The 24230-nt window shown below is 62.7% G+C and carries 23 protein-coding genes and 1 tRNA gene; 11 read left to right on the top strand and 13 right to left on the bottom strand.

What is annotated here, in order from left to right:
- Window positions 1–7 precede the first annotated feature (7 nt).
- The 7 genes from Amn_RS22055 (at window position 8) to Amn_RS22025 (ending at window position 8285) form a co-directional block, all read left to right on the top strand.
- A complete protein-coding gene (locus Amn_RS22055) occupies window positions 8–1261 on the top strand; it encodes an ABC transporter substrate-binding protein (RefSeq protein WP_067958270.1) in 1254 nt (417 codons plus the stop codon).
- A gap of 164 nt (window positions 1262–1425) precedes the next feature.
- On the top strand, window positions 1426–2343 hold the full coding sequence (locus Amn_RS22050; RefSeq protein WP_286291889.1) for a carbohydrate ABC transporter permease: 918 nt from the start codon (window positions 1426–1428) through the stop codon (window positions 2341–2343).
- Window positions 2340–3221 (top strand): carbohydrate ABC transporter permease, encoded by an 882-nt coding sequence (locus Amn_RS22045; protein ID WP_067958276.1) that lies wholly within the window; start codon window positions 2340–2342, stop codon window positions 3219–3221. Before Amn_RS22050 ends, Amn_RS22045 begins: the two co-directional genes overlap by 4 nt.
- Before the next feature lie 4 nt (window positions 3222–3225).
- The gene (locus tag Amn_RS22040; protein ID WP_067958279.1) at window positions 3226–4341 is read left to right on the top strand and encodes an ABC transporter ATP-binding protein; all 1116 of its coding nucleotides are present in this window, start codon (window positions 3226–3228) and stop codon (window positions 4339–4341) included.
- A gap of 1 nt (window position 4342) precedes the next feature.
- The gene (locus Amn_RS22035) at window positions 4343–5848 is read left to right on the top strand and encodes a GMC oxidoreductase (RefSeq protein ID WP_286291886.1); all 1506 of its coding nucleotides are present in this window, start codon (window positions 4343–4345) and stop codon (window positions 5846–5848) included.
- Window positions 5845–6621, top strand: a complete 777-nt coding sequence (locus tag Amn_RS22030) for a 3-ketoacyl-ACP reductase (protein ID WP_263006219.1) — start codon at window positions 5845–5847, stop codon at window positions 6619–6621. Before Amn_RS22035 ends, Amn_RS22030 begins: the two co-directional genes overlap by 4 nt.
- A gap of 8 nt (window positions 6622–6629) precedes the next feature.
- The gene (locus Amn_RS22025; RefSeq protein ID WP_286291882.1) at window positions 6630–8285 is read left to right on the top strand and encodes a GMC family oxidoreductase; all 1656 of its coding nucleotides are present in this window, start codon (window positions 6630–6632) and stop codon (window positions 8283–8285) included.
- Between the two features lie 2 nt (window positions 8286–8287).
- Here Amn_RS22025 and Amn_RS22020 read toward each other — a convergent pair whose 3' ends face one another.
- From Amn_RS22020 to Amn_RS21985, 8 genes are all read right to left on the bottom strand, one after another.
- The gene (locus Amn_RS22020) at window positions 8288–8839 is read right to left on the bottom strand and encodes a hypothetical protein (RefSeq protein WP_286291880.1); all 552 of its coding nucleotides are present in this window, start codon (window positions 8837–8839) and stop codon (window positions 8288–8290) included.
- 99 nt (window positions 8840–8938) lie between these two features.
- Window positions 8939–9529 carry a glycosyltransferase gene (locus tag Amn_RS22015; RefSeq protein ID WP_286291878.1) on the bottom strand — a complete coding sequence of 197 codons (591 nt, stop codon included), beginning with the start codon at window positions 9527–9529 and terminating at the stop codon, window positions 8939–8941.
- Window positions 9530–9578: 49 nt separating this feature from the next.
- Window positions 9579–10541, bottom strand: a complete 963-nt coding sequence (locus tag Amn_RS22010; protein ID WP_192314771.1) for an ABC transporter ATP-binding protein — start codon at window positions 10539–10541, stop codon at window positions 9579–9581.
- Window positions 10538–11737 (bottom strand): amidohydrolase family protein, encoded by a 1200-nt coding sequence (locus Amn_RS22005; RefSeq protein WP_286291872.1) that lies wholly within the window; start codon window positions 11735–11737, stop codon window positions 10538–10540. The genes Amn_RS22010 and Amn_RS22005 overlap by 4 nt, the downstream gene beginning before the upstream one ends.
- Window positions 11738–11755: 18 nt before the next feature.
- A complete protein-coding gene (locus tag Amn_RS22000) occupies window positions 11756–12679 on the bottom strand; it encodes an ABC transporter permease (RefSeq protein ID WP_182575406.1) in 924 nt (307 codons plus the stop codon).
- The gene (locus tag Amn_RS21995) at window positions 12676–13641 is read right to left on the bottom strand and encodes an ABC transporter permease (RefSeq protein ID WP_286291870.1); all 966 of its coding nucleotides are present in this window, start codon (window positions 13639–13641) and stop codon (window positions 12676–12678) included. The genes Amn_RS22000 and Amn_RS21995 overlap by 4 nt, the downstream gene beginning before the upstream one ends.
- A gap of 60 nt (window positions 13642–13701) precedes the next feature.
- Window positions 13702–15267 (bottom strand): ABC transporter substrate-binding protein, encoded by a 1566-nt coding sequence (locus tag Amn_RS21990; RefSeq protein ID WP_286291868.1) that lies wholly within the window; start codon window positions 15265–15267, stop codon window positions 13702–13704.
- A 470-nt stretch (window positions 15268–15737) separates the two neighbouring features.
- The gene (locus Amn_RS21985) at window positions 15738–16751 is read right to left on the bottom strand and encodes an ABC transporter ATP-binding protein (RefSeq protein WP_286291866.1); all 1014 of its coding nucleotides are present in this window, start codon (window positions 16749–16751) and stop codon (window positions 15738–15740) included.
- Between the two features lie 132 nt (window positions 16752–16883).
- On the opposite strand from Amn_RS21985, the gene Amn_RS21980 reads away from it, so the two are divergent.
- Window positions 16884–17624 (top strand): GntR family transcriptional regulator, encoded by a 741-nt coding sequence (locus Amn_RS21980; RefSeq protein ID WP_182575408.1) that lies wholly within the window; start codon window positions 16884–16886, stop codon window positions 17622–17624.
- On the opposite strand, the gene Amn_RS21975 is transcribed toward Amn_RS21980, so the two are convergent.
- From Amn_RS21975 to Amn_RS21965, 3 genes are all read right to left on the bottom strand, one after another.
- Complete coding sequence (locus Amn_RS21975; protein WP_067958311.1) at window positions 17621–18388, bottom strand: aspartate/glutamate racemase family protein; 768 nt, start codon at window positions 18386–18388, stop codon at window positions 17621–17623. The two genes, Amn_RS21980 and Amn_RS21975, sit on opposite strands and share 4 nt — an antisense overlap.
- Window positions 18389–18748: 360 nt before the next feature.
- On the bottom strand, window positions 18749–19000 hold the full coding sequence (locus tag Amn_RS21970) for a hypothetical protein (RefSeq protein ID WP_182575409.1): 252 nt from the start codon (window positions 18998–19000) through the stop codon (window positions 18749–18751).
- A 102-nt stretch (window positions 19001–19102) separates the two neighbouring features.
- Window positions 19103–20053 (bottom strand): AraC family transcriptional regulator, encoded by a 951-nt coding sequence (locus Amn_RS21965; RefSeq protein ID WP_246340947.1) that lies wholly within the window; start codon window positions 20051–20053, stop codon window positions 19103–19105.
- 247 nt (window positions 20054–20300) lie between these two features.
- Between Amn_RS21965 and Amn_RS21960 the strand changes: the two genes are divergently transcribed.
- Both Amn_RS21960 and Amn_RS21955 read left to right on the top strand, forming a co-directional pair.
- Window positions 20301–20753: a cupin domain-containing protein gene (locus Amn_RS21960; protein WP_067958320.1), complete on the top strand. Its 453-nt coding sequence runs from the start codon at window positions 20301–20303 to the stop codon at window positions 20751–20753.
- A 109-nt stretch (window positions 20754–20862) separates the two neighbouring features.
- Window positions 20863–22350: a flavin-containing monooxygenase gene (locus tag Amn_RS21955; protein ID WP_182575411.1), complete on the top strand. Its 1488-nt coding sequence runs from the start codon at window positions 20863–20865 to the stop codon at window positions 22348–22350.
- Between the two features lie 83 nt (window positions 22351–22433).
- Here the strand turns inward: Amn_RS21955 and Amn_RS21950 are convergent.
- Window positions 22434–22508, bottom strand: a tRNA-Val gene (locus Amn_RS21950).
- A gap of 126 nt (window positions 22509–22634) precedes the next feature.
- Window positions 22635–22997: a cell cycle two-component system response regulator CpdR gene (gene cpdR / locus Amn_RS21945; RefSeq protein ID WP_018429348.1), complete on the bottom strand. Its 363-nt coding sequence runs from the start codon at window positions 22995–22997 to the stop codon at window positions 22635–22637.
- Between the two features lie 228 nt (window positions 22998–23225).
- On the opposite strand from cpdR, the gene Amn_RS21940 reads away from it, so the two are divergent.
- Window positions 23226–24116, top strand: a complete 891-nt coding sequence (locus Amn_RS21940; protein WP_067958326.1) for an N-formylglutamate amidohydrolase — start codon at window positions 23226–23228, stop codon at window positions 24114–24116.
- Window positions 24117–24230: the final 114 nt, after the last annotated feature.

Here is a 24230-nt window from a genome sequence, read left to right as displayed (position 1 = left end):
AACTGGAATGCGTAAGTTTTTGATGAGTACGGCAGCCGTGGCGGCACTGTTTGCCGCGCCTATGCCGATGGCACAGGCCGAGGAAAGCGTCGAAGTTCTGCACTGGTGGACGTCAGGCGGTGAGGCAGCAGCACTCGACGTGCTGAAGAAGAACCTGGAAGGCCAGGGCGTGACCTGGAAAGACATGCCGGTTGCCGGCGGCGGCGGCGAAGCGGCGATGACCGCGCTGCGCGCCCGTGTCACCGCAGGCGATCCGCCCACCGCCGTGCAGGCGCTTGGCTTCGACATCACCGACTGGGCCAACCAGGGCGTCGTCGGCGATCTCGGCGAAGTGGCCGACAAGGAAGGCTGGGACAAGGTCGTTCCGGCCGCACTGCAGAACTTCGCCAAGCATGACGGCAAGTGGATTGCAGCACCTGTCAACGTGCACTCGACCAACTGGGTCTGGATCTCCAAAAAGGCGCTCGACGCTGCCGGCGGCAAGGCGCCCGAGACCTGGGACGAGCTGGTCGCGGTGCTCGACAAGATGCAGGCCAACGGCATCACCCCGCTCGGCCATGGCGGCCAGGCCTGGCAGGATGCGACCATCTTCGACGCCGTCGTGCTGTCGCTCGGCACCGACTTCTACAAGTCGTCGATGATCGATCTCGATCCGGCCGCACTTGGCGGCGACAAGATGGTCGAAGCCTTCGACCGCATGGCCAAGCTCAAGACCTATGTCGACAAGGACTTCTCTGGCCGCGACTGGAATCTTGCCTCGGCCATGGTCATCGAGGGCAAGGCCGGCATGCAGATGATGGGTGACTGGGCCAAGGGTGAGTTCCTCAAGGCCGGCCAGAAGCCGGGCACCGACTTCGTCTGCATCCGCTTCCCCGGGACGCAGGGCGCCGTCACCTTCAACTCTGACATGTTCATGATGTTCAAGGTTGGCGACGACAAGAAGAAGGCGCAGCTGCAGATGGCAGCCGACATCGAGGATCCGGCCTTCCAGTCGTCGTTCAACGTGGTCAAGGGCTCGGTGCCGGCACGCACCGACGTGCCTGACACCGCCTTTGACGATTGCGGTAAGAAGGGCATCAAGGACCTGGCGGAAGCCAGCTCCGGTGGCAAGCTGTTCGGCTCGATGGCACATGGTTATGCCGCACCGGCCGCGGTGAAGAACGCGCTCTACGACGTCGTTACCCGTCACTTCAACGGCGAACTCGACTCCAAGGCCGCCGCCAAGGCGCTGGCCGAAGCGGTTGCCGCCGCCAAGGGGTGAGACGCCGGTATGCGCAGCAAATCCATCGTGCCGGTGGCACGATGGCAGGCGGCGAACGCCTGGGAGCTGTGTAGCAGCGGGGCCACGGCAGGCCCTTCACCGAACTTCGTGCCCCGGCTTCGGCCGGGGCACATCCTGACCTGACAACCCAGAGGCTGGACCCCATGGCCGATCTCACCACGACCGCACCCCGCGCGGTGACGAACCCGCGCGCGACGTTGCAGGACCTGCTGCCGAAGATCGTGCTGGCGCCGAGCTTCGCGTTGATCCTGATCTTCGTCTACGGCTTCATCGTCTTCACGGCCTTCCTGTCGTTCTCGGGCTCGAAGCTTTTGCCCGATTTCTCGACCTGGGTCGGCCTGAACAACTATGTCAGGCTGTTCAACCATCCCAACTGGATCACGGCGCTGAAGAACCTCGCGATCTTCTCGGTGCTGTATATCGTCATCTGCAGCTTCATCGGACTGGCGCTGGCGATCTTCCTCGACCAGAAAATCCGCGGCGAGGGCGTGCTGCGCCCGATCTATCTCTACCCGATGGCGCTGTCATTCATCGTCACCGGCGTCGCCTGGAAGTGGTTTCTCGACCCCGGCATCGGCCTCGAGCACGTGATGCAGTCATGGGGTTGGGAAAGCTTCTCGTTCCGCTGGATCAAGGAAGGCCAGATGGCGATCTACACCATCGTCATCGCTGCGGTGTGGCAATCGTCGGGCTTCGTCATGGCGATGTTCCTCGCCGGCCTGCGCGGCGTCGACAACGAAATCATCAAGGCCGCCCAGATCGACGGCGCCTCGACGCTCACCATCTATCGCCGGATCATCATTCCGCTGATGCGGCCGGTGTTCCTGTCGGCCTTCGTGGTGCTCGCCCACCTCGCCATCAAGTCTTACGACCTTGTGGTGGCGATGACCGACGGCGGACCGGGGACTGCGACCTGGACGCCGGCGCTGTTCATGCAGAAGTTCACCTTTGGCCGCAATGAAATGGGCATGGGTGCTGCGTCCGCGATCATGATGATGATGATGATCTTCGCCATCATCGTGCCCTACCTCTACTCCGAACTCGGGGGGAAGAAGAAATGAGTGCCGCCTCCCAGGACGTCGCCACCCGTAACGGCATCTTCGCCCGTGCGCTGATCTATGCCGTTCTCATCCTGTTTGCGGTCTACTACCTGCTGCCGCTCTATGTGATGGTCGTCAATTCGCTGAAGCCGCTGGACGAGATACGCCAGGGCAACATGCTGGCGCTGCCGCAGCAATGGACGATAGCGCCCTGGCTGTCGGCCTGGTCGACTGCGCAGATCGGCGTCTCGCCGACGGGGCTGAAACCCTATTTCCTGAACTCGGTGATGATGGTGGTTCCGGCGGTGGCGCTGTCAACCATCCTCGGAGCGCTCAACGGCTATGTGCTGACCAAATGGCGCTTCAAGGGCGATAACATCGTCTTCGGCCTGATGCTGCTTGCCTGCTTCATTCCGTTCCAGATCGTGCTGATCCCGTCGGCGCGCATCCTCGGCCTGACCGGCCTTGCCGGCACCATCACCGGCCTTGTGCTGATCCACGCCATTTACGGCCTCGGCTTCACCACGCTGTTCTTCCGCAACTATTACGAGGCGTTCCCGACCGAACTCGTGCGTGCAGCACAGATCGACGGCGCGAGCTTCTTCCAGATCTTTCGGCGCATCCTGCTGCCGTCGTCGGGTCCGATCATCGTCGTCACCGTCATCTGGCAGTTCACCAACATCTGGAACGACTTCCTGTTCGGCTCGTCGTTTTCGGGCTTCAACTCGATCCCGCTGACGGTAGCGCTCAACAACCTCGTCAACTCGTCCACCGGCGTGAAGGAATACAACGTGCATTTCGCCGGCGCGATCCTCGCCGCTCTGCCCACCCTCATCGTCTACATCGTCTCCGGACGCTATTTCGTGCGCGGCCTGATGGCCGGCGCGGTCAAGGGGTAAGCCCATGTCGTTTCTCAAGATCAGCAATCTCTACAAGAACTATGGCCAGGTGGAGATCCTCAAGGACATCAATATCGAGATCGACAAGGGCGGCTTTCTGGTGCTCGTCGGCCCGTCGGGCTGTGGCAAGTCGACGCTGCTCAACACCATAGCCGGGCTCGAGCCGATCACCTCGGGCGAGATCTCCATTAACGGCAATTCGGTCGCCGGGCTGCATCCGTCCAAGCGCGACATCGCCATGGTGTTCCAGTCCTACGCGCTCTACCCGAACATGACGGTGGCCGGAAACATCGCGTTTGGCATGGAAATCCGCGGCGTGCCCAAGGACGAGCGCGACAAGGCGATCAAGCAGGTGTCCGACATCCTGCAGATAGGCCACCTGCTCGACCGCAAGCCGAGCCAGCTCTCCGGCGGCCAGCGCCAGCGTGTTGCCATGGGCCGGGCGCTGGTGCGCAATCCGCAGGTCTTTCTGTTCGACGAGCCGCTGTCCAACCTCGACGCCAAGCTGCGCGTCGACATGCGTACCGAGATCAAGCGCCTGCACCAGCGCATGAAGACGACGATCGTCTATGTCACCCACGACCAGATCGAAGCGATGACGCTGGCCTCCAAGATCGCCGTGCTCAAGGACGGCACCCTGCAGCAGTTCGGCACGCCGGCCGAGATCTACAACAGTCCGGCCAACATGTTCGTCGCCGACTTCATGGGTTCGCCGGCGATGAACCTGTTGACCGCGCGCCTCGAAAACGGCGAGGGCGGGCTCAACGTCATGCTCGAAAGGCCGGGCGAGAAGCCGCTGGCGCTGCCGATCAAGAATGCCAATGGTGTGCTCGGTGGCTATTCGGGCAAGGAGATCATCTTCGGTGTCCGTCCGGAAGCACTGACCGACCCGGATGGTGCCGATCGCAACGCCAGGTCGATCGCCGAGGGCGAATGTTTGATCGAGGTGGTCGAGCCTGCCGGTTCCGACACCTTCGCTGTGACCAAGCTCGGCGGCAAGGAAGTGGTGGCGCGGCTGCGTGCCGACGCCGCGATCCATGCCGGCCAGAAGACGAAGCTCGCCTTCAACCTGGACAAGGCGGTGTTCTTCGACCCGAAGAGCCAGCTGCGCATCGCCTGACATGTCCGGACAGCCTGACATCGTCATCATCGGCTCGGGTGTCGGCGGCGCTACTGTTGCTGCAGGGCTCGCCACGACCGGCGCGGAGATTCTCGTGCTTGAGGCTGGTGGCCATATCGCCGACCGGCCGGAGAATCGCGACCAGCGCGCCATCTTCCAGCGCGGGCATTTCCGCCCTGACGAGACCTGGTATGAGGCCGACGGTACCGGCTTCAATCCGGGCAACTATTACAATGTCGGCGGCAATTCGAAGTTCTACGGCGCCGTGCTGACGCGCTACCGCCGCGAGGACTTTGACGAGATGCAGCATCTCGACGGTGTGTCGCCGGCATGGCCGATTGCCTATGACGACCTCGAGCCGTGGTACGGCAGGGCCGAAGAGCTTTATCAGGTGCGCGGTACGCTCGGCGAGGACCCGACAGAGCCCGTGCATTCGCAGCCCTATGGCTTGAAGCCCGTTGCCGACGAGCCCGCGATCTCGAAGGTGCGGGCACGCCTCAAGGCCAACGGCATGCATCCCTTTTCGCTGCCGCTCGGTGTCGATATCGAGCGCTGGCTGGCCAAGGGCAAGACGCCGTGGGACGCCCACCCCAACAGCTTTGACGGCAAGATGGATGCCGAGACGACGGCGCTGGCCGCGGCGCTGAAGCATGAGAACGTCAAGCTGCAGACCGGCTCGCGCGTGACGCGTCTGGAGTCGGCCGCCGACGGGCGAATCGTTGCGGTTCATTACCTGCGCAATGGCGAGGCAACAGTGCTGCGACCGAAGCTGGTGATCCTGTCGGCAGGGGCTGTGCAATCGGCGGTGCTTCTGCTGCGCTCGGCCAACGACAGCAACCCCAGCGGCCTCGCCAACCGCTCCGATCAGGTCGGCCGCAACTTCATGAACCACAATTCGACGGCTGTCATCGCCATGAGCCCCTGGTTCCGCAACGACTCGGTTTACCAGAAGACCTTCGGCTTCAACGATTTTTATCTCTCCGACGGCGAGGGCGGGCCGCCACTGGGCAACGTCCAGCTGCTCGGGCGCATCTTGGGTACCATCCTGAAGGGCGCGATGCCCGCCGTGCCGGAGTGGCTGTTGAATCTGACAACGGCGCATTCGATCGACTTCTACGCCATGAGCGAGGACCTGCCGTCGCCGGAAAGCCGGGTCATGGTCGATGGCGACCGCATCGTGCTGAAATGGGTGCGCAGCAACTGGCAGGCGCACGAGCGGCTGGTGGCCAAGCTCAAGCAGGTGCTGCGCAGCGCAGGTTTCCCGGTCGTCGTCTCACGCGCCTTCGACAAGCGCACGCCGTCGCACCAGTGCGGCACGGTAAGGATAGGCAGCGACCCCAAGGACGCCCCGCTCGACGTCTTCTGCCGCGCCTTCGACCATCCGAACCTGTTCGTGGTCGATGCGAGCTTCCTGCCGACATCGGCGGCGGTCAATCCGGCGCTCACGATCGCGGCGCAGGCGCTGCGGGTTGCCGACCACATCGCTGAAAAGGATCTGGCGGCATGAAAGTGGCGGCAAAACCGGTGGCACTGGTGACCGGCGCGCGGCGCGGCATCGGCCTTGCCGTTGCCGAAGCGCTTGCCAGGGCGGGCTTCGACCTCGCCATCACTGATCGCGAGGAAGACGTTGCCTCGGCAGAGGCGGTATCGGGGCTGGAGAAACACGGTGCGCGCGTGCTGTTCCTCGCCTCCGACCTTGCCGACCTCGACGGCCATGCCGGCACGGTCGACAGGATCGTCGGGCATTTCGGGCAGATCGACTGCCTGGTCAACAATGCCGGTGTCGCGTCCAGGGTGCGCGGCGATTTCCTCGAGATGACGCCCGAGAATTTCAACGCCATCATGGCGGTCAATCTGCGCGGCACGGTGTTCTTCACCCAGGCGGTGCTGCGGGCCATGCTCATCGCACCACCGACATTGCATCCGCGCTCGGTGATCAACATCACCTCGATCTCGGCCGAGATGACGTCGCCCGACAGGCTCGACTACTGCATGTCGAAGGCCGGGCTTGCCGCATTCACCCAAGGGCTGACGCTGCGGCTCGCCGGCACCGGCATCGACGTGTTCGAAATCCGGCCCGGAATCATCCGCTCCGAAATGACGGCGAAAGTCTCGGAGAAATACGATCGGCTCATCGCTGACGGCCTCGTGCCGGTCAAACGCTGGGGCGAGCCGAACGACATCGGCCGCATCGCGGCGGCACTCGCCAGCGGCGGCTTCGGCTTTGCCACCGGCTCCATCATCAGGGCTGACGGTGCGCTGTCGGTCGCGCGACTTTGAGATCAGAGATGACTTACGACTACATCATCACAGGTGCGGGTCCAGCCGGTTGCGTGCTGGCCAACCGGTTGAGCGAAGATTCCGATGTGCGCGTACTGTTACTTGAGGCCGGCGGCGGCGACTGGAACCCGCTGTTCCACATGCCGGCGGGCTTTGCCAAGATGACCAAGGGCGTGGCCAGCTGGGGCTGGGAAACCGTGCCGCAGAAGCACATGAAAGGCCGCGTCTTGCGCTACACCCAGGCCAAGGTGATCGGCGGCGGCTCCAGCATCAACGCCCAGCTCTACACGCGCGGCAACGCCGCAGACTACGATCTGTGGGCGAGCGAGGACGGCTGCACCGGCTGGGACTACCGCTCGGTGTTACCCTATTTCAAGCGCTCGGAAGACAACCAGCGTTTCGCCGACGATTATCATGGCTATGGCGGGCCACTCGGCGTGTCGATGCCGTCGGCTGCCCTGCCGATCTGCGATGCCTATATCCGCGCCGGCCAGGAGCTCGGCATTCCCTACAATCACGACTTCAATGGCAAACAGCAGGCCGGCGTCGGCTACTATCAATTGACCCAGCGCAACAAGCGGCGCTCGTCGGCCTCGATGGCCTATCTCGCCCCGATCAAGGACAGGCGCAACCTGACCGTCCGGCTCGGCGCACGGGTAACGCGCATCGTGCTCGAGAAGGGCAGGGCTGTCGGTGTCGAGGTCGCGAGCGGCAATGGCAGCGAAATCATCCGCGCCGAGCGCGAGGTGCTGGTGTCCTCCGGGGCCATCGGCTCGCCCAAGCTTCTGCTGCAGTCGGGCATCGGCCCGGCCGATCACCTGAAGAGCGTCGGCGTGCCTGTCGTCCACGACCTCAAGGGTGTCGGCGAAAACATGCAGGACCATCTCGACCTGTTCGTCATTTCCGAATGTACCGGCGATCACACTTACGACAACGTCGCCAAGCTGCATCGGACGCTGTGGGCAGGACTGCAATATGTGCTGTTCCGCACCGGGCCGGTGACGTCGAGCCTCTTTGAAACGGGTGGCTTCTGGTACGCCGATCCCGACGCGCGTTCGCCGGACATCCAGTTCCATCTCGGCCTTGGTTCGGGCATCGAGGCCGGCGTCGCCAGGCTCAAGAACGCCGGCGTGACGCTCAACTCCGCCTATCTGCATCCGCGCTCGCGCGGCACGGTGCGGCTCGCGTCCAGCGACCCGGCGGCGGCTCCGCTGATCGACCCCAATTACTGGGCCGATCCGCACGACCGCAAGATGTCGATCGAAGGTCTCAGGGTTGCACGCGAGATCATGCAGCAGGCAGCGCTCAAGCCATTCGTGCTGGCCGAGCGGCTGCCCGGACCGGACAAGGTGTCCGAGGAACAGCTGTTCGACTATGGCTGCGCCAACGCCAAGACAGACCATCACCCTGTCGGCACCTGCAAGATGGGCACCGACGATATGGCTGTCGTCGACCTTGAGCTCAAGGTACATGGCATGGAGGGCTTGCGTGTCTGCGACAGCTCGGTCATGCCGCGCGTGCCCTCCTGCAACACCAATGGCCCGACTGTCATGATGGGTGAGAAAGGCGCCGACATCATCCGCAACCGCGACCCGCTGCCACCGGCGATTTTCACATATGAGCGCAACGACACCCGACCACGGGCCAGGGCCGAGATAAGCTAGTTTCACCCGGAGGGCCAGGCCTCGCCCGTCACTCCTGCGAGGGGGCATGCCCTCAGTCCGTGGATTGGCTGCCTTTGTTCCGCATGGCCCGCGAACGAGCTTTCCGGGCTTTGCGATGATCGTGGTAGGGAACCTCGACCATTCCGCATTGCAGACAGTCGATGTACTTGCCGCAATTGGTTCCAGCACTGGACATCGTGTGTCCAACTGAGCGCGATCCGTTCAAGATGCTGGGTCTGTGACCCCTTCAGAAGGATCAGTTCGTTCGGCCGCGAGGTTGCCTTGACATAGTCAGATGCCTCCTTTGGCAAGAGGAAGTCGATGAACTTGCCGCTGTTCCTGTCCTCTGCGGTAGGGCGGGCGCGATGGCCGTTTTCGCCGACGAAGATGAACTGGTCCGAACATTGGTAGGCGAGGTCGTATGCAAGTGCGGTGCCCTTCCTCGGGCCACCGGTATAGTCGGAGATAAAGCCGATCACTGCGCGCTTGTTGGCTGGCTGGGCATTGCGGAGAATGGCGATGGCGGCCGGAATGCTGTCGTTGGGCGCCTTCACCGTATCGACGATGAAGGCGGGGCCTCCGGCGGTGGCGAGGATGCCGTTCCTCCAGGGCTCGTCCAGTTCGGCCGGGGGGCTTTTCCAGTATGGAGAGGATCAGGTCCAGGAATGGATGGCCCGGCGCAGCCGCAACGATCGGGGCAACCAACTGGCCGCGCAGGAATTCGTTTTCGTAGACAGTGTAGAGGCTTCCACCGTCATCGAACAATTCATCGACCGGGTGGACGCAAATGCTGTCCGCCCGGCCATGTAGCCGCCCTGGGCGTACAGGATTTCGAAGCGCAGCAGGTCTGCGGCACCGGCATAAGCGCCGCGCTTCATGTACTCGTCGATCTGGGCGCGAGTCCTGAACGTGCCGTTACGGAGGAAGTCATTGTCGTAGAGCGTGTATTCCCAGTCCGGGTGCCGCTCGATCCAGCTCTGCATCCACTGCGACGGCTGCTGCTTCGGGCCTATCCAGATATGACCGAGCTTCCTGGGAATTTTCATGGGGTGCGAAGCTCCATAGGCCCAAGACAGGTGCCCGGCATGCGGCCGTCCAGCAGAGCCGTGGCGAGCAACCAGAAGGCGAAGCGTGGCTTTGGTGAATACTTTCTGGCGTGTGATGAGAGGCTCGTCAACCGAAAGGTCGAGCCCTTCTTTGCCGACCGCCCGAATGAACGGCCGGCGCATGCCGAAGGTTGGCAACCTTTCGGATCTAATGTGCGGGAACTGGCCTTGCGTTGTGCCTTGCTGCTCAGTCTTGAATGGCGTGGCAGGCGACGTTGGCGCCGGCTGCCGAGTGCCTTAGTTCCGGCCGTTCCTTCTTGCAGACGTCCATCGCCAGCGGGCAGCGCGGGTGGAAGGTACAGCCGCTGGGCGGGTTGAGCGGGCTCGGAATGTCGCCGCCCAAGGGCGCGCGGTCGCGCTTCGGCGCTTCGAGGTCGGGCACGGTTTCGAGCAGCAGCCTGGTGTAGGGGTGTTGCGGGTTTTCGAGGATGATTTCGCCCGGTCCTTCCTCGACGAGGCGGCCGAGATACATCACACCGATGCGGTCGGTGAGGAAACGCACGACCGACAGATTGTGGCTGATGAACAGATAGGTCAGCCCTAGTTTCTGCTGCAGCTCCTTGAGCAGGTTGAGCACCTGTGCCTGCACAGACACGTCGAGGGCGGATGTCGGTTCGTCGAGCAAAAGCAGCTCGGCCTCGGCAGCAAGCGCGCGGGCGATCGAGATGCGCTGGCGCTGGCCGCCGGAGAATTCGTGCGGATATTTGTCGGCGTCGCTGGGTGCCAGGCCTACGGTGACCAGCAGCTCGCCGATGCGCTTGCGGCGCTCAATGCGGCCAAGCTTTCGCGCCATGGGCTCGGCAATGCTCTGGCCGATGCGCCAGCGTGGATTGAGGCTGCCGACCGGATCCTGGAACACCATCTGCAAGCGCACACGCTCGCCGCTGTCCTTGCGGATCTCGACGGCGCCTACGGTCGGCCTTTCCAGTCCGGCGACGAGGCGTGCGACGGTGGACTTGCCGCAGCCGGATTCGCCAACCAGCGAGAAGGTGGTGCCGGGGCGAATGGCGAAGCTGACGCCGTCGACGGCCTTGACGCTGCGACGCGGGGCGCCGGTTGCCAGGCGTTGCAGGAAGGGTGCTGAAACATCGAAGGTGCGGCCGAGATTGGCGACCTTGAGCAAGGGCTGTTCGGTAACGATTGCGTTCATGCGCCGCCACCATCGATCCAACTGCCGTCGCGGGCGACGATACGGCCGCGCTTGACCACCAGCGCGCGCTTGGGCCGGTCGACGACGATCTGGGCCTGGTTTTCACCCTCGATCAGCACGAGGCTGCCGTCGCAGCCGACATCCAGCCCATGGCCGGCGAGATCGAGCAGGTCGGCGCCGCGCTTCGTACCCATGTCGAGGGCAGCCGTCAGCTCGGCGTCGGTGCGGCAGTTGCTGCGCCAGGACAACAGCCAGCAGCGCTCCAGCATGTCGCCATTGCCATGCGGGTTCCAGGTGTCGCGCAACGAATCCGACGCCACAGCACAACGCACGCCATAGTCGGCAAGCTCGAACATCGGCGGGAAGGGGATGTCGCCGGGCACCGCCGAGATGATGCCGATGCCGGCCTCGGCGAGCAGGTCCATCATGCGGGTGAGCTCGTCGCGCGATGCGGTGCCGAGACAGAAGGCATGGCTGACGATGACCTTGTCCTGCATGCCAAGCGCCTTGGCGCGCTCGGCGATCAGGCCGAGTTCGTAGAGGCCGAGCTCGCCGCGCTCATGCAGGTGGATGTCGATCTTGGCCTGCTTGCGGTGGGCGATGCCGAAAATGGTATCGAGATGGCCCTTCGCGTCGCCGTCGACGCTGGCCGGGTCGATGCCGCCGATTACAGAGGCGCCTTCGTCAAGGGCTGCTTCCATAAGCTCTGCCGTACCCGGCTCGATCAGCATGCCGAGTTGCGGGAAGGCGACGATCTCGAGGTCGACGGCGTGCTTGGTCCTTTCCCATGCGGCGAGCACGCCATGCAGATTGTCGAGCTTGTATTCGGGCGAGATGTCGACATGGCTGCGAATGTGGGTCGAGCCGTTGGCGACGCACTGGCGCATCAGATTGCCGGCGCGCTCGGCGACAGACCAGGGCAATCTGCGGCGGATCTCGACCTCGTTGTCGATCATGGCGCGGAGTGAATCCGGCACATTGATGCTGTGCCAGGGCAGGCCCCACAGGATCTTGTCGAGATGGACATGCGCCTCGACGAAGGGGGCAATGGCGATCGCGCCCTTACCGTCAACGACCGTGATGCCGTCAGGGCCCGTCACATTGCTGCCAATCGCCGCGATGCGGCCGTTCTCGATCAGGATGTTGCCCGCGCTCCCGGCATCGGGGCGGACATTGGTGAGCAGAAGGTTGGTCATGATTGCTGTTCCGTGGTCTTAGCGAAGGCGAGGATTGAGGACGTCTCGAAGCCAGTCGCCGACGATGTTGACGGCCAGCACCAGAAGCACGAGTGCGGCGCCGGGGAACAGCGAGATCCACCATTCGCCCGACAGCAGCAGGTCGTTGCCGGCGCGGATCAGGGTTCCGAGCGAAGGCTGCGACGGCGGCATGCCGAGGCCGAGGAAGGACAGGATCGCTTCGGTGAGGATGGCGACGCCGAGGCCGAGCGTTGCCAGCACCAGCACCGGGCCGATGGTGTTGGGCAGGATGTGGGCAAGCAGGATACGGACGTTGCCGACCTCGCTGATGCGGGCTGCGGCGACATAGTCTTTGCGGCGCTCGATCATGGTGGCGGCGCGCACGGTGCGGGCGAACTGCACCCAGTCGGCGACGCCGATCGCCAGGATGACGACGTAGAAACGCATCTCCTCGCGCATGCCGATCGGCATGACGATCTTGGCGACGCCGTCGATGAAAAAGGCGATCATGATGGTCGGAAAGCTGAGCTGGATGTCGCCGAGCCGCATGATGACCGTGTCGACCCAGCCGCCGAGATAGCCGGCGATCAGGCCGAGTGCGACGCCGATGGTCATCGAGAAGGCGACGGCGGCGATGCCGACCAGGATCGACACGCGCATACCGTAGAAGATGGTGGAGAGGATGTCGCGGCCCTGCTCGTCGGTGCCTAGCAGGTAGGTCGAACTGCCGCCGTCGATCCATGCCGGCGGCAGGCGGGCGTCCATGATGTTGAGGGTGGCCGGATCGAACGGATTGTGAGGCGCAATCAGGCTTGCGGCGGCGGCACAGAACACCAGCGCGATCAGCGCGACAGCGGCGAAGATGACCGGCGGCGAGTTCCTGAAACGCCAGGCCAGTTCGCTGTTGCCAAAGGCTTTTAGTCGGAGGACGAGCTGGCTCATTTTGCGCGCAACCTTGGATCAACGGCGAGATAGATAAGGTCGACGACCAGGTTGATCGTGACGAAACTGAAACCGACGAAGGCGAGATAGGCGGCCATGACGGGGAAGTCGGCGAATTCGATGGCCTGCAGGATCAGCATGCCCATGCCGGGCCACTGGAAGACCGCCTCGACGACGATGGCGAAGGCGATCAGCGAGCCGATCTGCAGGCCAGTGATGGTAATGACCGGCAACAGGCTGTTGCGCAGCGCATGCGTCAGATAGACGGCGCGGTCAGACAGGCCACGGGCGCGGGCGAACTTGACGAAATCCGTGCGTACCACCTCAAGCATTTCGCCGCGCACGAGCCGCATGATCATCGACACCTGGAACACGGCGAGCGTGATGGTCGGCATGATCAGAGCCTTGATGCCTGATGTGGTGAGCAGGCCAGTCGTCCACCAACCCAGCGTCACGACCTCGCCGCGGCCGAAGGCCGAGAGCCAGCGCAGTTCGACGGAGAACACCAGGATCAGAAGCATGCCGATCAGGAACTGCGGCATGGAGATGCCGAGCAGCGACCCAAACTGCAGGCTGCGGCTCAACAGGCCACGTGGCTTGAGCGCCGTATAGACGCCCATCGGGATACCCGTGGCAAGGGCAATGACGGTCGCGCACATGACGAGCTCCAGCGTCGCCGGCAGGCGGGCGAGGATCAGGTCGACCACCGGCTGGCGGTTGCGATAGGAGATGCCGAAATCGCCGACCACGGCACGTTCGACGAAGCGCCAGAACTGGACGAATGTCGACTGGTCGAGACCAAGGTCGACACGCAGTTCCTCGCGCTGGGCAAGCGTGGCGTTGACGCCGAGGATGTTGTTCACCGGGTCGCCGAGGAAATTGAAGATCGAGAACGAAAGCGCCGACACGACCAGCATCACGAGGATGACGCTGGTCAGTCGCGTGGCGAGCAAGGAAATCATCTCAGCCTCTGAAATGGAGAAGAGGCCGGGCGCGCGTGGCGCCCAGCCTCCGATCAATCGTCAGTCCATCGTGTAGTACCAGAACCGCGTGTATTCGTCGGCTGGTACGATGGCGTGGACCTTGTCGCTCATACCCCAGGTCAGGAACTGCTGGTGCAGCATGATCTTGCCGACCTCGTCGCGGTGCAGCTTCATCACCTCGGAGATCATCTCCTGGCGCTTCTCGGTGTCGTATTCGGTGCCGATCTGCGGGATCAGCTCGTCGACGCGGGCGTTGGAATAGCCTTTCGGGTTCCAGGCGCCGAGGTCGCCGGTGGGTGTGTGGAAGGTCGCCGAGATGATGTTGTAGGCGTCCAGCGTCGGCAGGCCGGCCCAGCCGAGCATGTAGAAAGAGTATTTGCCGGCGGGCAGCTCGGTGTCGAACTGCACAGGCGGGTGCATCGTCAGCTGCGCCTTGATGCCGACCTTGGCGAGCATGCCGACAGTTGCCTGGCAGATCTGCTCGTCATTGATGAACGAACCGGCCGGGCAATCCATCGGCAAGGTGAAGCCGTCGGCATAACCCGCTTCCTTGAGCAGTGCCTTCGACGCCTCGATATCAAAGGGGAAGCGGACGTCGAGGCTGGCGTCGTAGAAGGGCAACTGCGGCGCCATCATGATCGCCGACGGGCGGCTGTTGTCGCGCATGATCGAGCGTTTGATGCCGTCGATGTCGATGGCCTGGTAGATCGCCTTGCGGACGCGTACGTCGGCGAGCGGGTTGGAATCGAGGCCGGGCAAGGTCTTGGACTGCTGGTCCATGCCGTAAAAGATGTTGCGCAGATGTGGCGCGCGCATGATCTGCATTCCGGGTGTTCCCTCGACGCGCGCGACGTCCTGCGGCGGCGCGTTGCGGATGAAGTCGACCTCGCCGGAGAGCAGGGCCGCGACGCGCGTGGCATTGTTGGCGATTGGCGTGTAGACGATCTCGTCGATGTTGTGCTCGCGCTTGTCCCACCATTTTTCGTTGGCGACGAAGACGGTCTTCACGTCGGGCTCGCGGCTGGCGACCTTGAACGGTCCGGTGCCGATCCCTTGCGTGATCATCGCGCCGCCGGTGTTGGTCGACAGGTCGAGCGGCTTCTGGGCGCCGATCGATTCCTGGAATTCCTTGTCGAGGATGTACCAGCCGGCGAAATCGTTGAGCAGCAGCGCGTATTTGCGCTTGAGCGTGATGTCGATGGTGTGGTCGTCGACCTTGGCGATCCCGGCGATCGGCTCGAGCAGGCCGGCGAAGGGCGAGCCCGGCGAACCGGCACGCTCATAGGAGAAGATCACGTCGTCGGCGGTGAACGGGTTGCCGTTGTGGAACTCCACGCCCCTGCGCAGGTGGAAGCGCCACTGAGTGTCGGACAGCGTTTCCCAGCTTTCGGCCAGGGCCGGCTCGATCTTGAGCTCCTTGTTCCAGCGGACAAGGCCTTCATAGACGTTGCCGATCAGGCTGAGCGTGAAATCCTCACGCGCCGCGTGAGGGTCCATCGAACTGATTTCCTGCGATTCAGCGAACCGCAGCGTCTTGGCTTCAGCCGCGCTGATGGCGAGGCCGGCGCAGGAGGTGAGGAGAAGGAGTTTCAGATAACGGTTCATCGGCTGTTCCCACACAGTTCTTGATTGTTGGACTTGTCTTGTCTCGTTCGGGCGTCGGCATGCCGATGGCCAGGGTGTCGAGCATGCCGAAAGCCGCCGCATCCATCGGGTTCGAGAACTGGTTCAACAAGGCTGTGTGGCCGGCGTGACAGGAACGAAACCGCGATCCTCTCATCCCCCGAGGTTCGGGGAATGCCCATTTCGATCCGTTCTGATCTCGAGCACTTGTCACTTGGAGCCTAGCCTGTTGAGAGCCGACAGGAGGGATGATTTCACATCGAATACGCTTCGTCTACAGTGTTGTATGCGTAAAATGGCATCAATTGTATACAAACAATGCCTGAAATTTGAGCTGTACGGCAGGGGCATGGGCGTGGCGAAACCAGCGCCGTCGCAACGGGCGACGCTATCGAAATCGAAGGCCATTTTCAGACCGCGGCAGCGCCATCCTTGGGGCGGCTGTTCTGCCGTCAGAGCGTCGTGCCGCCCTGGTGGATGAAACAGGCGGCGGATGTGCCGCCGGCATCGGCGAGCCGGGGCAGTTCGCTGCGGCAGCGGTCTCCGGCCTTGGGGCAGCGCGGATTGAAGGCGCAGCCTACCGGCCAGCTGCCCAGGCGCGGCATCGAGCCATCGATCTGGGCAAGCCGGTCGGCCTTGCGATTGAGCGACGGGATCGAGCCCATCAACCCGGCAGTATAGGGGTGGCGTGGCCGGTGGATGACCTCGTCGACGGGGCCGATCTCGACGACGCGGCCGGCATACATCACCGCGACCCGGTCGGCGGTTTCGGCGATGACACCCATGTCGTGGGTGACAAGCATGATCGCGGTGCCACGGGTCGCCGCAAGCCGCTTCAACAGCCCGATGATCTGGGCCTGGACCGAAACGTCGAGTGCCGTCGTCGGCTCGTCGGCAATGATCAGCTCCGGCTCGCCGGCAAGCGCCAGTGCTATGACGATGCGTTGGCGCATGCCGCCCGAGAACTGGTGCGGATACTGGCTGAAGCGGTTTTCCGGATCGGCGATGCCGACCTCGCGCAGCAGCTGTAGCGCCTTGGCGCGTGCGGTCTCGGCATTGCCCGGATGATGCGCGCGGATGGTTTCTGTCAACTGGCGTCCGACGGTGAACAGCGGGTCGAGGCTGGTCAGCGGGTCCTGGAAAATCGCGCCGATATGGCGGCCGCGCAGCTTGCGTTGTTCGGCCTGGGGCAGGTCGTCGATGCGCTGGCCGGAGAGATGGACGGTGCCGCCCGATATGCGCCCGGGCGGCTGAAGCAGCCCGATCAGGGCGCTTCCGGTCAGCGACTTGCCGGCGCCGGATTCGCCGACGACGCCGAGGATTTCGCCCTGGCCTATGCTGAAGGAAACGTCGTCGACGGCGACGAGCGAGCGTTGGCGCAGCGGAAACTCGATGCGCAGATTGTGTACATCGAGGACGGCGGCAGCTTGCGCCGCCGCTCCCGGATCAAAGGCCAGTCCAGTCATGGGAGCACCGCCATGCGTTCAAGGGTTGTGCCAAGGGAAAAGGCATGTTCCAAGCAGCGACTGTAGAGGATAGAATACATACCAAGTCCTCCTTATGCCCAATTCACCAGGTCAATTCATCAGGATCGTGACATGCTACGCGAGCCCCACGCTTCGAAGACCGCCGTTTCGTCGAGCCAGAGCGGCAAGACCAAAAAGCGCGGCGGCCCGACCGACGAGCATATTCACGGCGAAATCTACGCGGCGATCATCAACCACCAGATCCGCCCCGCCACGCCCTTGCAGGAGGACGCGCTGGCGACTGCCTTCGGCGTCAGCCGCACCATCATCCGCAAGGTTCTGCAGCGGCTGTCGCACGAGAAGCTGGTCGACCTGATCCCCAACAAGGGCGCCTTCGTCGCCAAGCCTTCGATCGAGGAGGCGCGGCAGGTGTTCGAAGCCAGGCGCGGCGTGGAATGCATCCTTGCGGAAAAGCTCGCCTCGACGATAACCAGGGAAGACGTCGATCGGCTGACGGCCATGGTGAGCGCCGAGGCGGAGGCAGTCGAGCAAGACAGCAAACATAGGCGGCTGCAGCTCTCCGGGGATTTTCATCGTGAACTCGCTTCGCTTGCCGGAAACGAGGTGCTGCGTGACTTCGTGCACGAACTGGTGTCGCGGACGTCGCTGATCATCGCGCTGTACGAATCGCCGGGTGCGGTGCCGTGCTCGTACAGCGAGCACAAGGAGATCGTGGACGCCCTGAAGCGGCGGGACGGCAAAAAAGCTGCGCAGTACATGGACCACCATCTCCGTCATATCGAGGCTCAGATCGACCTGTCCGACCACCCCGTGCGCGTCGACTTCAAGACGCTGTTCAAACCGTTGGCCTAACTGACCTTTCTCGTCGTTCCGGCGTTTGCGAGGCGCGTTTCGGGTGCATAGCCGGCGAGCTTGCCGCGATAGGTCTTGGGCAGCGGATAGGCGAGATCGCCGCGCTTGGAGGTCTTCAGGCCCATGCCGACAATGGCCTCGGCAAATTTGACGCCGGCAACCACGCCGTCGATGACGGGAACCTGCAGCCGGTCTTCGAGATAATGCGCAAGATCGGCCATGCCGGCGCAACCGAGCACGATGGCCTCGGAGCGATCTTCGGACAGCGCCCTCTCGCACTCGGCAAGGATGATCGCGCGGGCGTTCGATTCCGGCTTTTCCAGCTCCAGCACCGGAACGTCGGTGGCGCGCACGCGGCGGCAATGATGCTGCATGCCGTAGTTGCGGACCAGCTGTTCGGCGATGATGCGCGTGCGTTCGAGCGTCGTCACCACTGAAAAGCCGGTGGCGACGAAGCTTGCCGCGTGCATGGCGGCTTCTGCAATGCCGAACACCGGCGCGCCTGATATCTCGCGCGCCGCAAGCAGACCGGGATCGCCAAAACAGGCAATGATGTAGGCGTCGGCGGCCGGCCCATCCATGATCTCGTCGACAAGGCCGATGATGCTCATCGCTTCATCGTAGTGGCCTTCGATCGAGGCGGCGCCGGAGCGGGAGGTCACCGCCAGGATCTCGGTTGCCGGTGCTGCAACCGCCCGCGCCGCATCACCGATGAGATCGGTCATCGACTGGGTGGTGTTGGGATTGATGAGCTTAATTCTCATGCGATCCTCTGAAGCCGCTGGCCTCGCCGGGTGTCGGTAGTTCCCAGCCTAAAATTGTATACTATCATGTATTCGTATTGGATGTAATTTGCTGTTGTCAACACGGTATCCGGCGATTTTGCGGGATAGACGAATACGAGTGGCCGCCCGTCGCAGGACTGATGGCGGCGGGTTTGCGCACGGATGCCCGGGCTATCCTAGCTGGCAGCACAAGCATTTGAAGGATTTGGGATTTTGCTGCACTGCAACGGGCTGTAGCGTAAAGCCAATTATTGCGTGGTTTTCCGGGGCGGCTTGCGCCTCTGGAGGCTATGCTAATTGTATACATGTTGAGTAGCTCAGCTTCGGTCGAGAACAGACCTAGAAACCGCAGGCAAGGCATTCCTCGCCGTTCCTGTAGCGATATTCGGCTTTCCAATAGTGCGGGTCGTTGACCAAGGCATATTCCACATCGCCAGACATGGCGTATTTCTTCCTGAACGGACGCGCCAGCATGACGAACAGTCGACAGCCCGGCGGCCAGTCGCCGACCGAGAGAATACTGTTTCCCCTTGATAGCTCCGACATCAGGATCGCCTGCAAGGGCGACGCCATCCGGGGGAGGTCGGGCATAGGTATGCTCCAGTGATTGTCGAGTGACTCGGGCGACGAACACCATCTGGCGGTTTTGCTTGTCGGGAAGGAGGGTAAAGCGTTGCGCCAAGCGCCTGCAAGCTACTGCGGCAGAGCGCTGGCTTTTCTCGTCTCGCGAGGGAGCTCGCCGAACTCGTGCCGGTACTCGGCGGCGAAGCGGCCGAAATGGGTGAAGCCCCACTTCAGCGCGACGTCGGTGACGCTGGCTTCGCCCGCCACGAGGTCGAAACGGGCACGGCGCATGCGTTCGCGGGTCAGGGCACGGATGGGCGAGATGCCGAAGGCGTTGCGGTAAGCCAGTTGCAAGGTCCTGGGGGCTACGCCGGCGGCTTCGGCGATCTCATGCAGACCGATGGGTGCCGCGACATTGGCGCGGATGAATTCTTCTGCCCGCTTCAGGTGGCGGGGGGCTGCACCCGGCCTGTGCTCGTTGAAGAACAGGCTCATGTTGTTGGGCTGGTTGCGCAGGAACAGTTCGAGCAGGTGCTGCTCATGCAGAACGTTGTGCAGGCCCGGGCCGTGCAGCGGTTCCTTCGCATCGGCGGCATGGAACAGCGAATTGGCAAGACGGCGCCATGCCTGCATCTCGGGCCGGGAGAAATCGATCAGCGGGTCGAAGATCAGCGGCCCCTGGATATCGCGGTCGAGCAAGCGCATGGCAAAGGCATGCAGCGGCGCCTTTCGCACCTGGACGAGCAACTGGGCGCAGCCCTGCCACCATTTCATCCTTGTCGCCAGGTCGGCGTTGAGGACGGAGGCGACGCTGCGGTCGGTCAGAAACTCGCGTGTGCCGTTGCGGACGGTGGCTGAACCGGAGATCGGCATTTGGATCAGGTAGAAGTCGCCGAGTTCGCCCGGATCGATCAGCACGTCGGCGCCATAGCTGATGTAGTTCAGCGAGATCATCTCGCCGGGCGCATGATTGTGCGTGACGCGAAAAGCTGTCCTCTCACCGATGATGTCCAGTCGGTGATTGCAAAACTTCTGGGCGACCCGCTCCCTGGCGCAGTCGAGATCGTTCGACTGAAACAAGACATGGTCTGAAAGCGGTACCCTTCGGACGGACGCCTCTTCCATCAGCATTCGGGCAGACTAGCACCGATCCTCCAGCTGCCAATGAAAATGAGCGGCAGTAGGTCGTGCCGGCAGCATTTTTGCGCTTTCTGGATAGTCATCGCGCATTCCGGCTAGTGCTTTAAAGATACCCGCAGCAATCTATGCGTGGAACAAATGAAAGGGTCGCCTCGGGTAGGCCCTTCGAAAGCAAAGGGAGCATCACATGAGCAATGAACTCGCCAAGGGCATCACGCGCCAGGGCACCGGCTATGCCGGCAAGACCTGGAACATCCTTGGACAGGTCTATTTCCCGAAGGCGGTGTGCGACGCCACCTTCGCCTTCGAGACCAACAGCGAGCCGGGCCAGTTCGTGCCCGTGCACATCCATCCGAACCAGGAAGAGTTCATCCTGGTGCAGGAAGGCGAGCTCGACCTCAAGCTCGACGGCGAATGGGTCAAGGCCAAGGCGGGCGATCTTGTGCGCATGCCCAGGGGCATTCCGCACGGCTACTTCAACAAGTCCGACAAGCCGACCAAGGCCCTGTTCTGGGTTTCGCCGGCTGGAATGCTGGAAGAACTGTTCAACCGGCTCGACAACCTCGCCGACCCGGCCGAGGTGGTGAAGGTCTCGGCTCAGCACGAGGTCAACTTCCTGCCGCCCGAAGCCAACGACTAGGCTGCCAGCTTCCAACGGGAATCTGCCTGGCGCGCGCGACACGGGTCGCGTGCGAAGGCCGGCTCGCGTCCTGGCGAACCCTGCATCCTGGCACACAAGGAACAGCAAGATGGTCGAGAAGAAGAAAGTCTGCGTCATCGGCGCCGGCGTCAGCGGGCTTGCGGCAGCACATGCCTTCAGGCAGCGCGGACATGATGTCGAAATCGTCGAGCGCGGTTACGACCTGGGCGGGGTCTGGGAGCCGTCGCGATCCTATCCCGACGTTCAGACGCAAAGCCCAAAGGATCTCTATCGCTACACCTCGATGCCGATGCCGGAGAACTATCCGGAATGGCCGAAAGGCACGCAGGTCCACGCCTATCTCAAGAGTTACGCCGAGCAGAACGGGCTCGTGCCGCTGATCCGCTACGGTACCAAGGTTGTTTCCATGCAGCGGCGCAATGGCGCCAAAGGCTGGGCCGTCGAACTGGAAACTGGCGACGGCACGACGGTCACTGGGGATTTTGACTTCGTTGCCGTCTGCACGGGCAATTTCAGCGAGAAACGCGAGCTGGTGCATCCGGGTCAGGACACGTTCGTCGCGGCCGGCGGCCAGGTGCTGCACTCGTCCGAATACACCGATCCGGCGACGGTGCGGGGCAAGCGGGTCGTGGTGCTCGGCTTCTCCAAGTCGGCGACAGACATCGCCGTCAACGCCGTCAATTCGGGTGCAGCCGCCGTCACCATCGTCTATCTCGAGCCGGTCTGGCGTATTCCCTACTTCATCGGCGGCCTGATCAACTTCAAGCGCATCCTCTATGTCCGTGCCCAGGAGGTGATGTTCCCGAGCTGGAACCAGCCTCTGCTGGCGCGACTGGCGCATGCCATGGCCAAGCCGTTCGTCTGGGCCAACTGGCGCGGGCTGGAAAGCCTGCTTTCGCTGCAACTCAAGCTGAAGAAGACCGGCCTCAGGCCGAAGGTGCCGATCGAGACCAGCATCAACTGCTCGGTACCGATCGTCACGCCCGGCTTCTTCGACATGGTCGCCGATGGGCGCATCAAGGCAATCCAGGGCACCATCGCTTCTTATGCGAAGGACACGGTGGTCCTGTCGGGCGGCGAGCGGGTCAAGGCCGACATGGCCATTCTCGCCGTCGGCTGGAAATCCGGCGTGCCGTTCCTTCCGGAGGAATACCGGCGCAAGCTGGTCGAGCCCGACGGGCAGTACCGGCTTTATCGCGTCATCGCCAACCCCGATTTGCCCGACATGGGCTTCGTCGGCTTCAACTCGTCATTCTGCACTGTTCTGAGTGCTGAACTCGCCGCCAACTGGTTGGTGCGATATGCGGACGGCAAGCTGGGGCGTCAGCCGACGCACCAGGAGATGACCGACAACATCGAGATGATGCTGCGCTGGAAGCGCGACGAACGGCCGGCGGCTGGCGTCTATGGTGGCCTGTGCGTCGCGCCTTATCATTTCAAGCATTTCGACGAACTGCTGGCTGACATCGGCGCAACCAAACGGCGGCGCAACGTCTTGGCCGAAAACTTCGCGCCGCCAAACGCCGATGCCTATGCGGGCTATCTCAACAGCGCGCCGGATTATCGGGCGGCGTAAAAGGACGACGCAAACAACTGTGCCAAGTCCGGCTGTCCGTCGGGCGCTGGTCGATATTAGCAAGTGATATCAGGGAGTTCGGATGGTGGGCGTGACAGGGATTGAACCTGTGACCCCTGCAATGTCAATGCAGTGCTCTCCCGCTGAGCTACACGCCCATCCGATGGGGGCGGATACACCATTTTTGATCCGGCGCGTCAATAGCGTGTTTGGCGGAAAAACGCGCCGGATCGTCAATTCCTTCAGCGGCGCGATCAATTCCCTTGGCGACGCTGGGGAAACGCCTATGCGGCGTGGAGCATCTTCTCGACTTCGTTGACGAGATCGCGCAGATGGAAGGGCTTCGACAGCACTTTTGCGTCGCGTGGTGCCTTCGAATCAGGGTTCAGGGCGACAGCCGCGAAGCCGGTGATGAACATCACCTTGAGATCGGGGTCGATCTCGGTTGCGCGGCGCGCCAGTTCGATGCCGTCCATTTCCGGCATGACGATGTCGGTCAGAAGCAGCGAAAAAGGTTCCTCGCGCAGCCGCTCGTAAGCGCTTGCGCCATTGTCGAAGTCGCTCACCTGGTAACCTGCGCGTTCCAGCGCCTTGACCAGGAAGCGACGCATATCGTCGTCGTCTTCTGCCAGAAGAATGCGTGCCATAAGTATCCCGTCCGAATCAGCGGTCGAAGCCGCCCCCCAGCAGGGGCTTCGTTAACCATCTTGTATATGAGTCCTGGACGGTAAACATCAAGTGAATGCCGTGTCAGCAGAGTGACGCAAAGGCATAATAAGAGCCGACTTTCCACCGCCTGAACGACTGGACACTGGCCGCCGCAGGTGGCACTTTCGATAGATGAGTGAGTGCATTTCGCAGGTCCATCACGAAAGATGACGCCAGCCGAAGATTTCGCCGAGCTGCCGCCGTTCGAAGTCCGGACGAGTGCCGAGCAGCGTGTGCCATTCGTGTTCAATTCGCCGCACAGCGGACGTTGTTATCCCGACCGGTTCCTCGCCATGTCCAGGCTCGATGCCGTCGCGATCAGGCGCTCGGAGGACTGCTATGTCGACGAGCTGTTCGGCGCGGCCGTCGCCTTGGGCGCGCCGATGCTGACCGCTCACTTCCCACGCGCCTATCTCGATGTGAACCGCGAGCCGTGGGAACTCGATCCCCGGATGTTCGCCGAGCCGGTGCCGCCTTTCGCCAATGTCCGCTCGGCGCGCGTCGCCGGAGGGCTGGGCACGGTGCCGAAGCTGGTGGGCGAGGGGCTGGATATCTATCCCGGCCGGCTGCCGCTGTCGGAGGCGATCGGGCGAATCGAATCCGTCTACAAGCCCTATCATGAGACGTTGAAGCGGCTGGTTACCCGGACCCATGCCCGGTTTGGCTATGCCGTGCTCGTCGACTGCCATTCGATGCCGGCATCGGTCCGTCTCGGCGACAATGGCACACGGCCTGATTTCATCGTCGGTGACCGTTTCGGGACCTCTGCTGCATCTGCTCTGTCAGAGCGGGCAATCGGGCTGCTGGCGGCCATGGGTTATGCTGTGGCGCACAATAAACCTTACGCCGGCGGCTTTATCACCGAACACTACGGCCGCCCGGCCCGGAAGCTTCACGCGCTGCAGATCGAGATCAATCGCGGGCTCTATATGGACGAACGAACGTTCAAGAAATCCGCTGGATTTTATGCGCTTGCCGACGATCTGGCCCGGTTTTCCGGGGATCTCATGGCAATACCAGACTATCATTTCCTCGACCTGCCATTGGCCGCAGAGTAGCCGCCCGAGGCCGGTGGTTAAAAAAAGACCGCTCCGGAGAGCGGTCGAAGTCTAGGGAGGAAACGCCCAAGGAGGGCATGGACAGGAGAACTGTCCGAAGTCGAGATTATTGTG

This window comes from Aminobacter sp. Y103A (assembly GCF_030294925.1).
Classification (GTDB): domain Bacteria; phylum Pseudomonadota; class Alphaproteobacteria; order Rhizobiales; family Rhizobiaceae; genus Aminobacter; species Aminobacter ciceronei.
The sequence above is the reverse complement of the archived record's forward strand: the minus strand, read 5'-3'. Positions and strand labels throughout refer to the sequence as shown.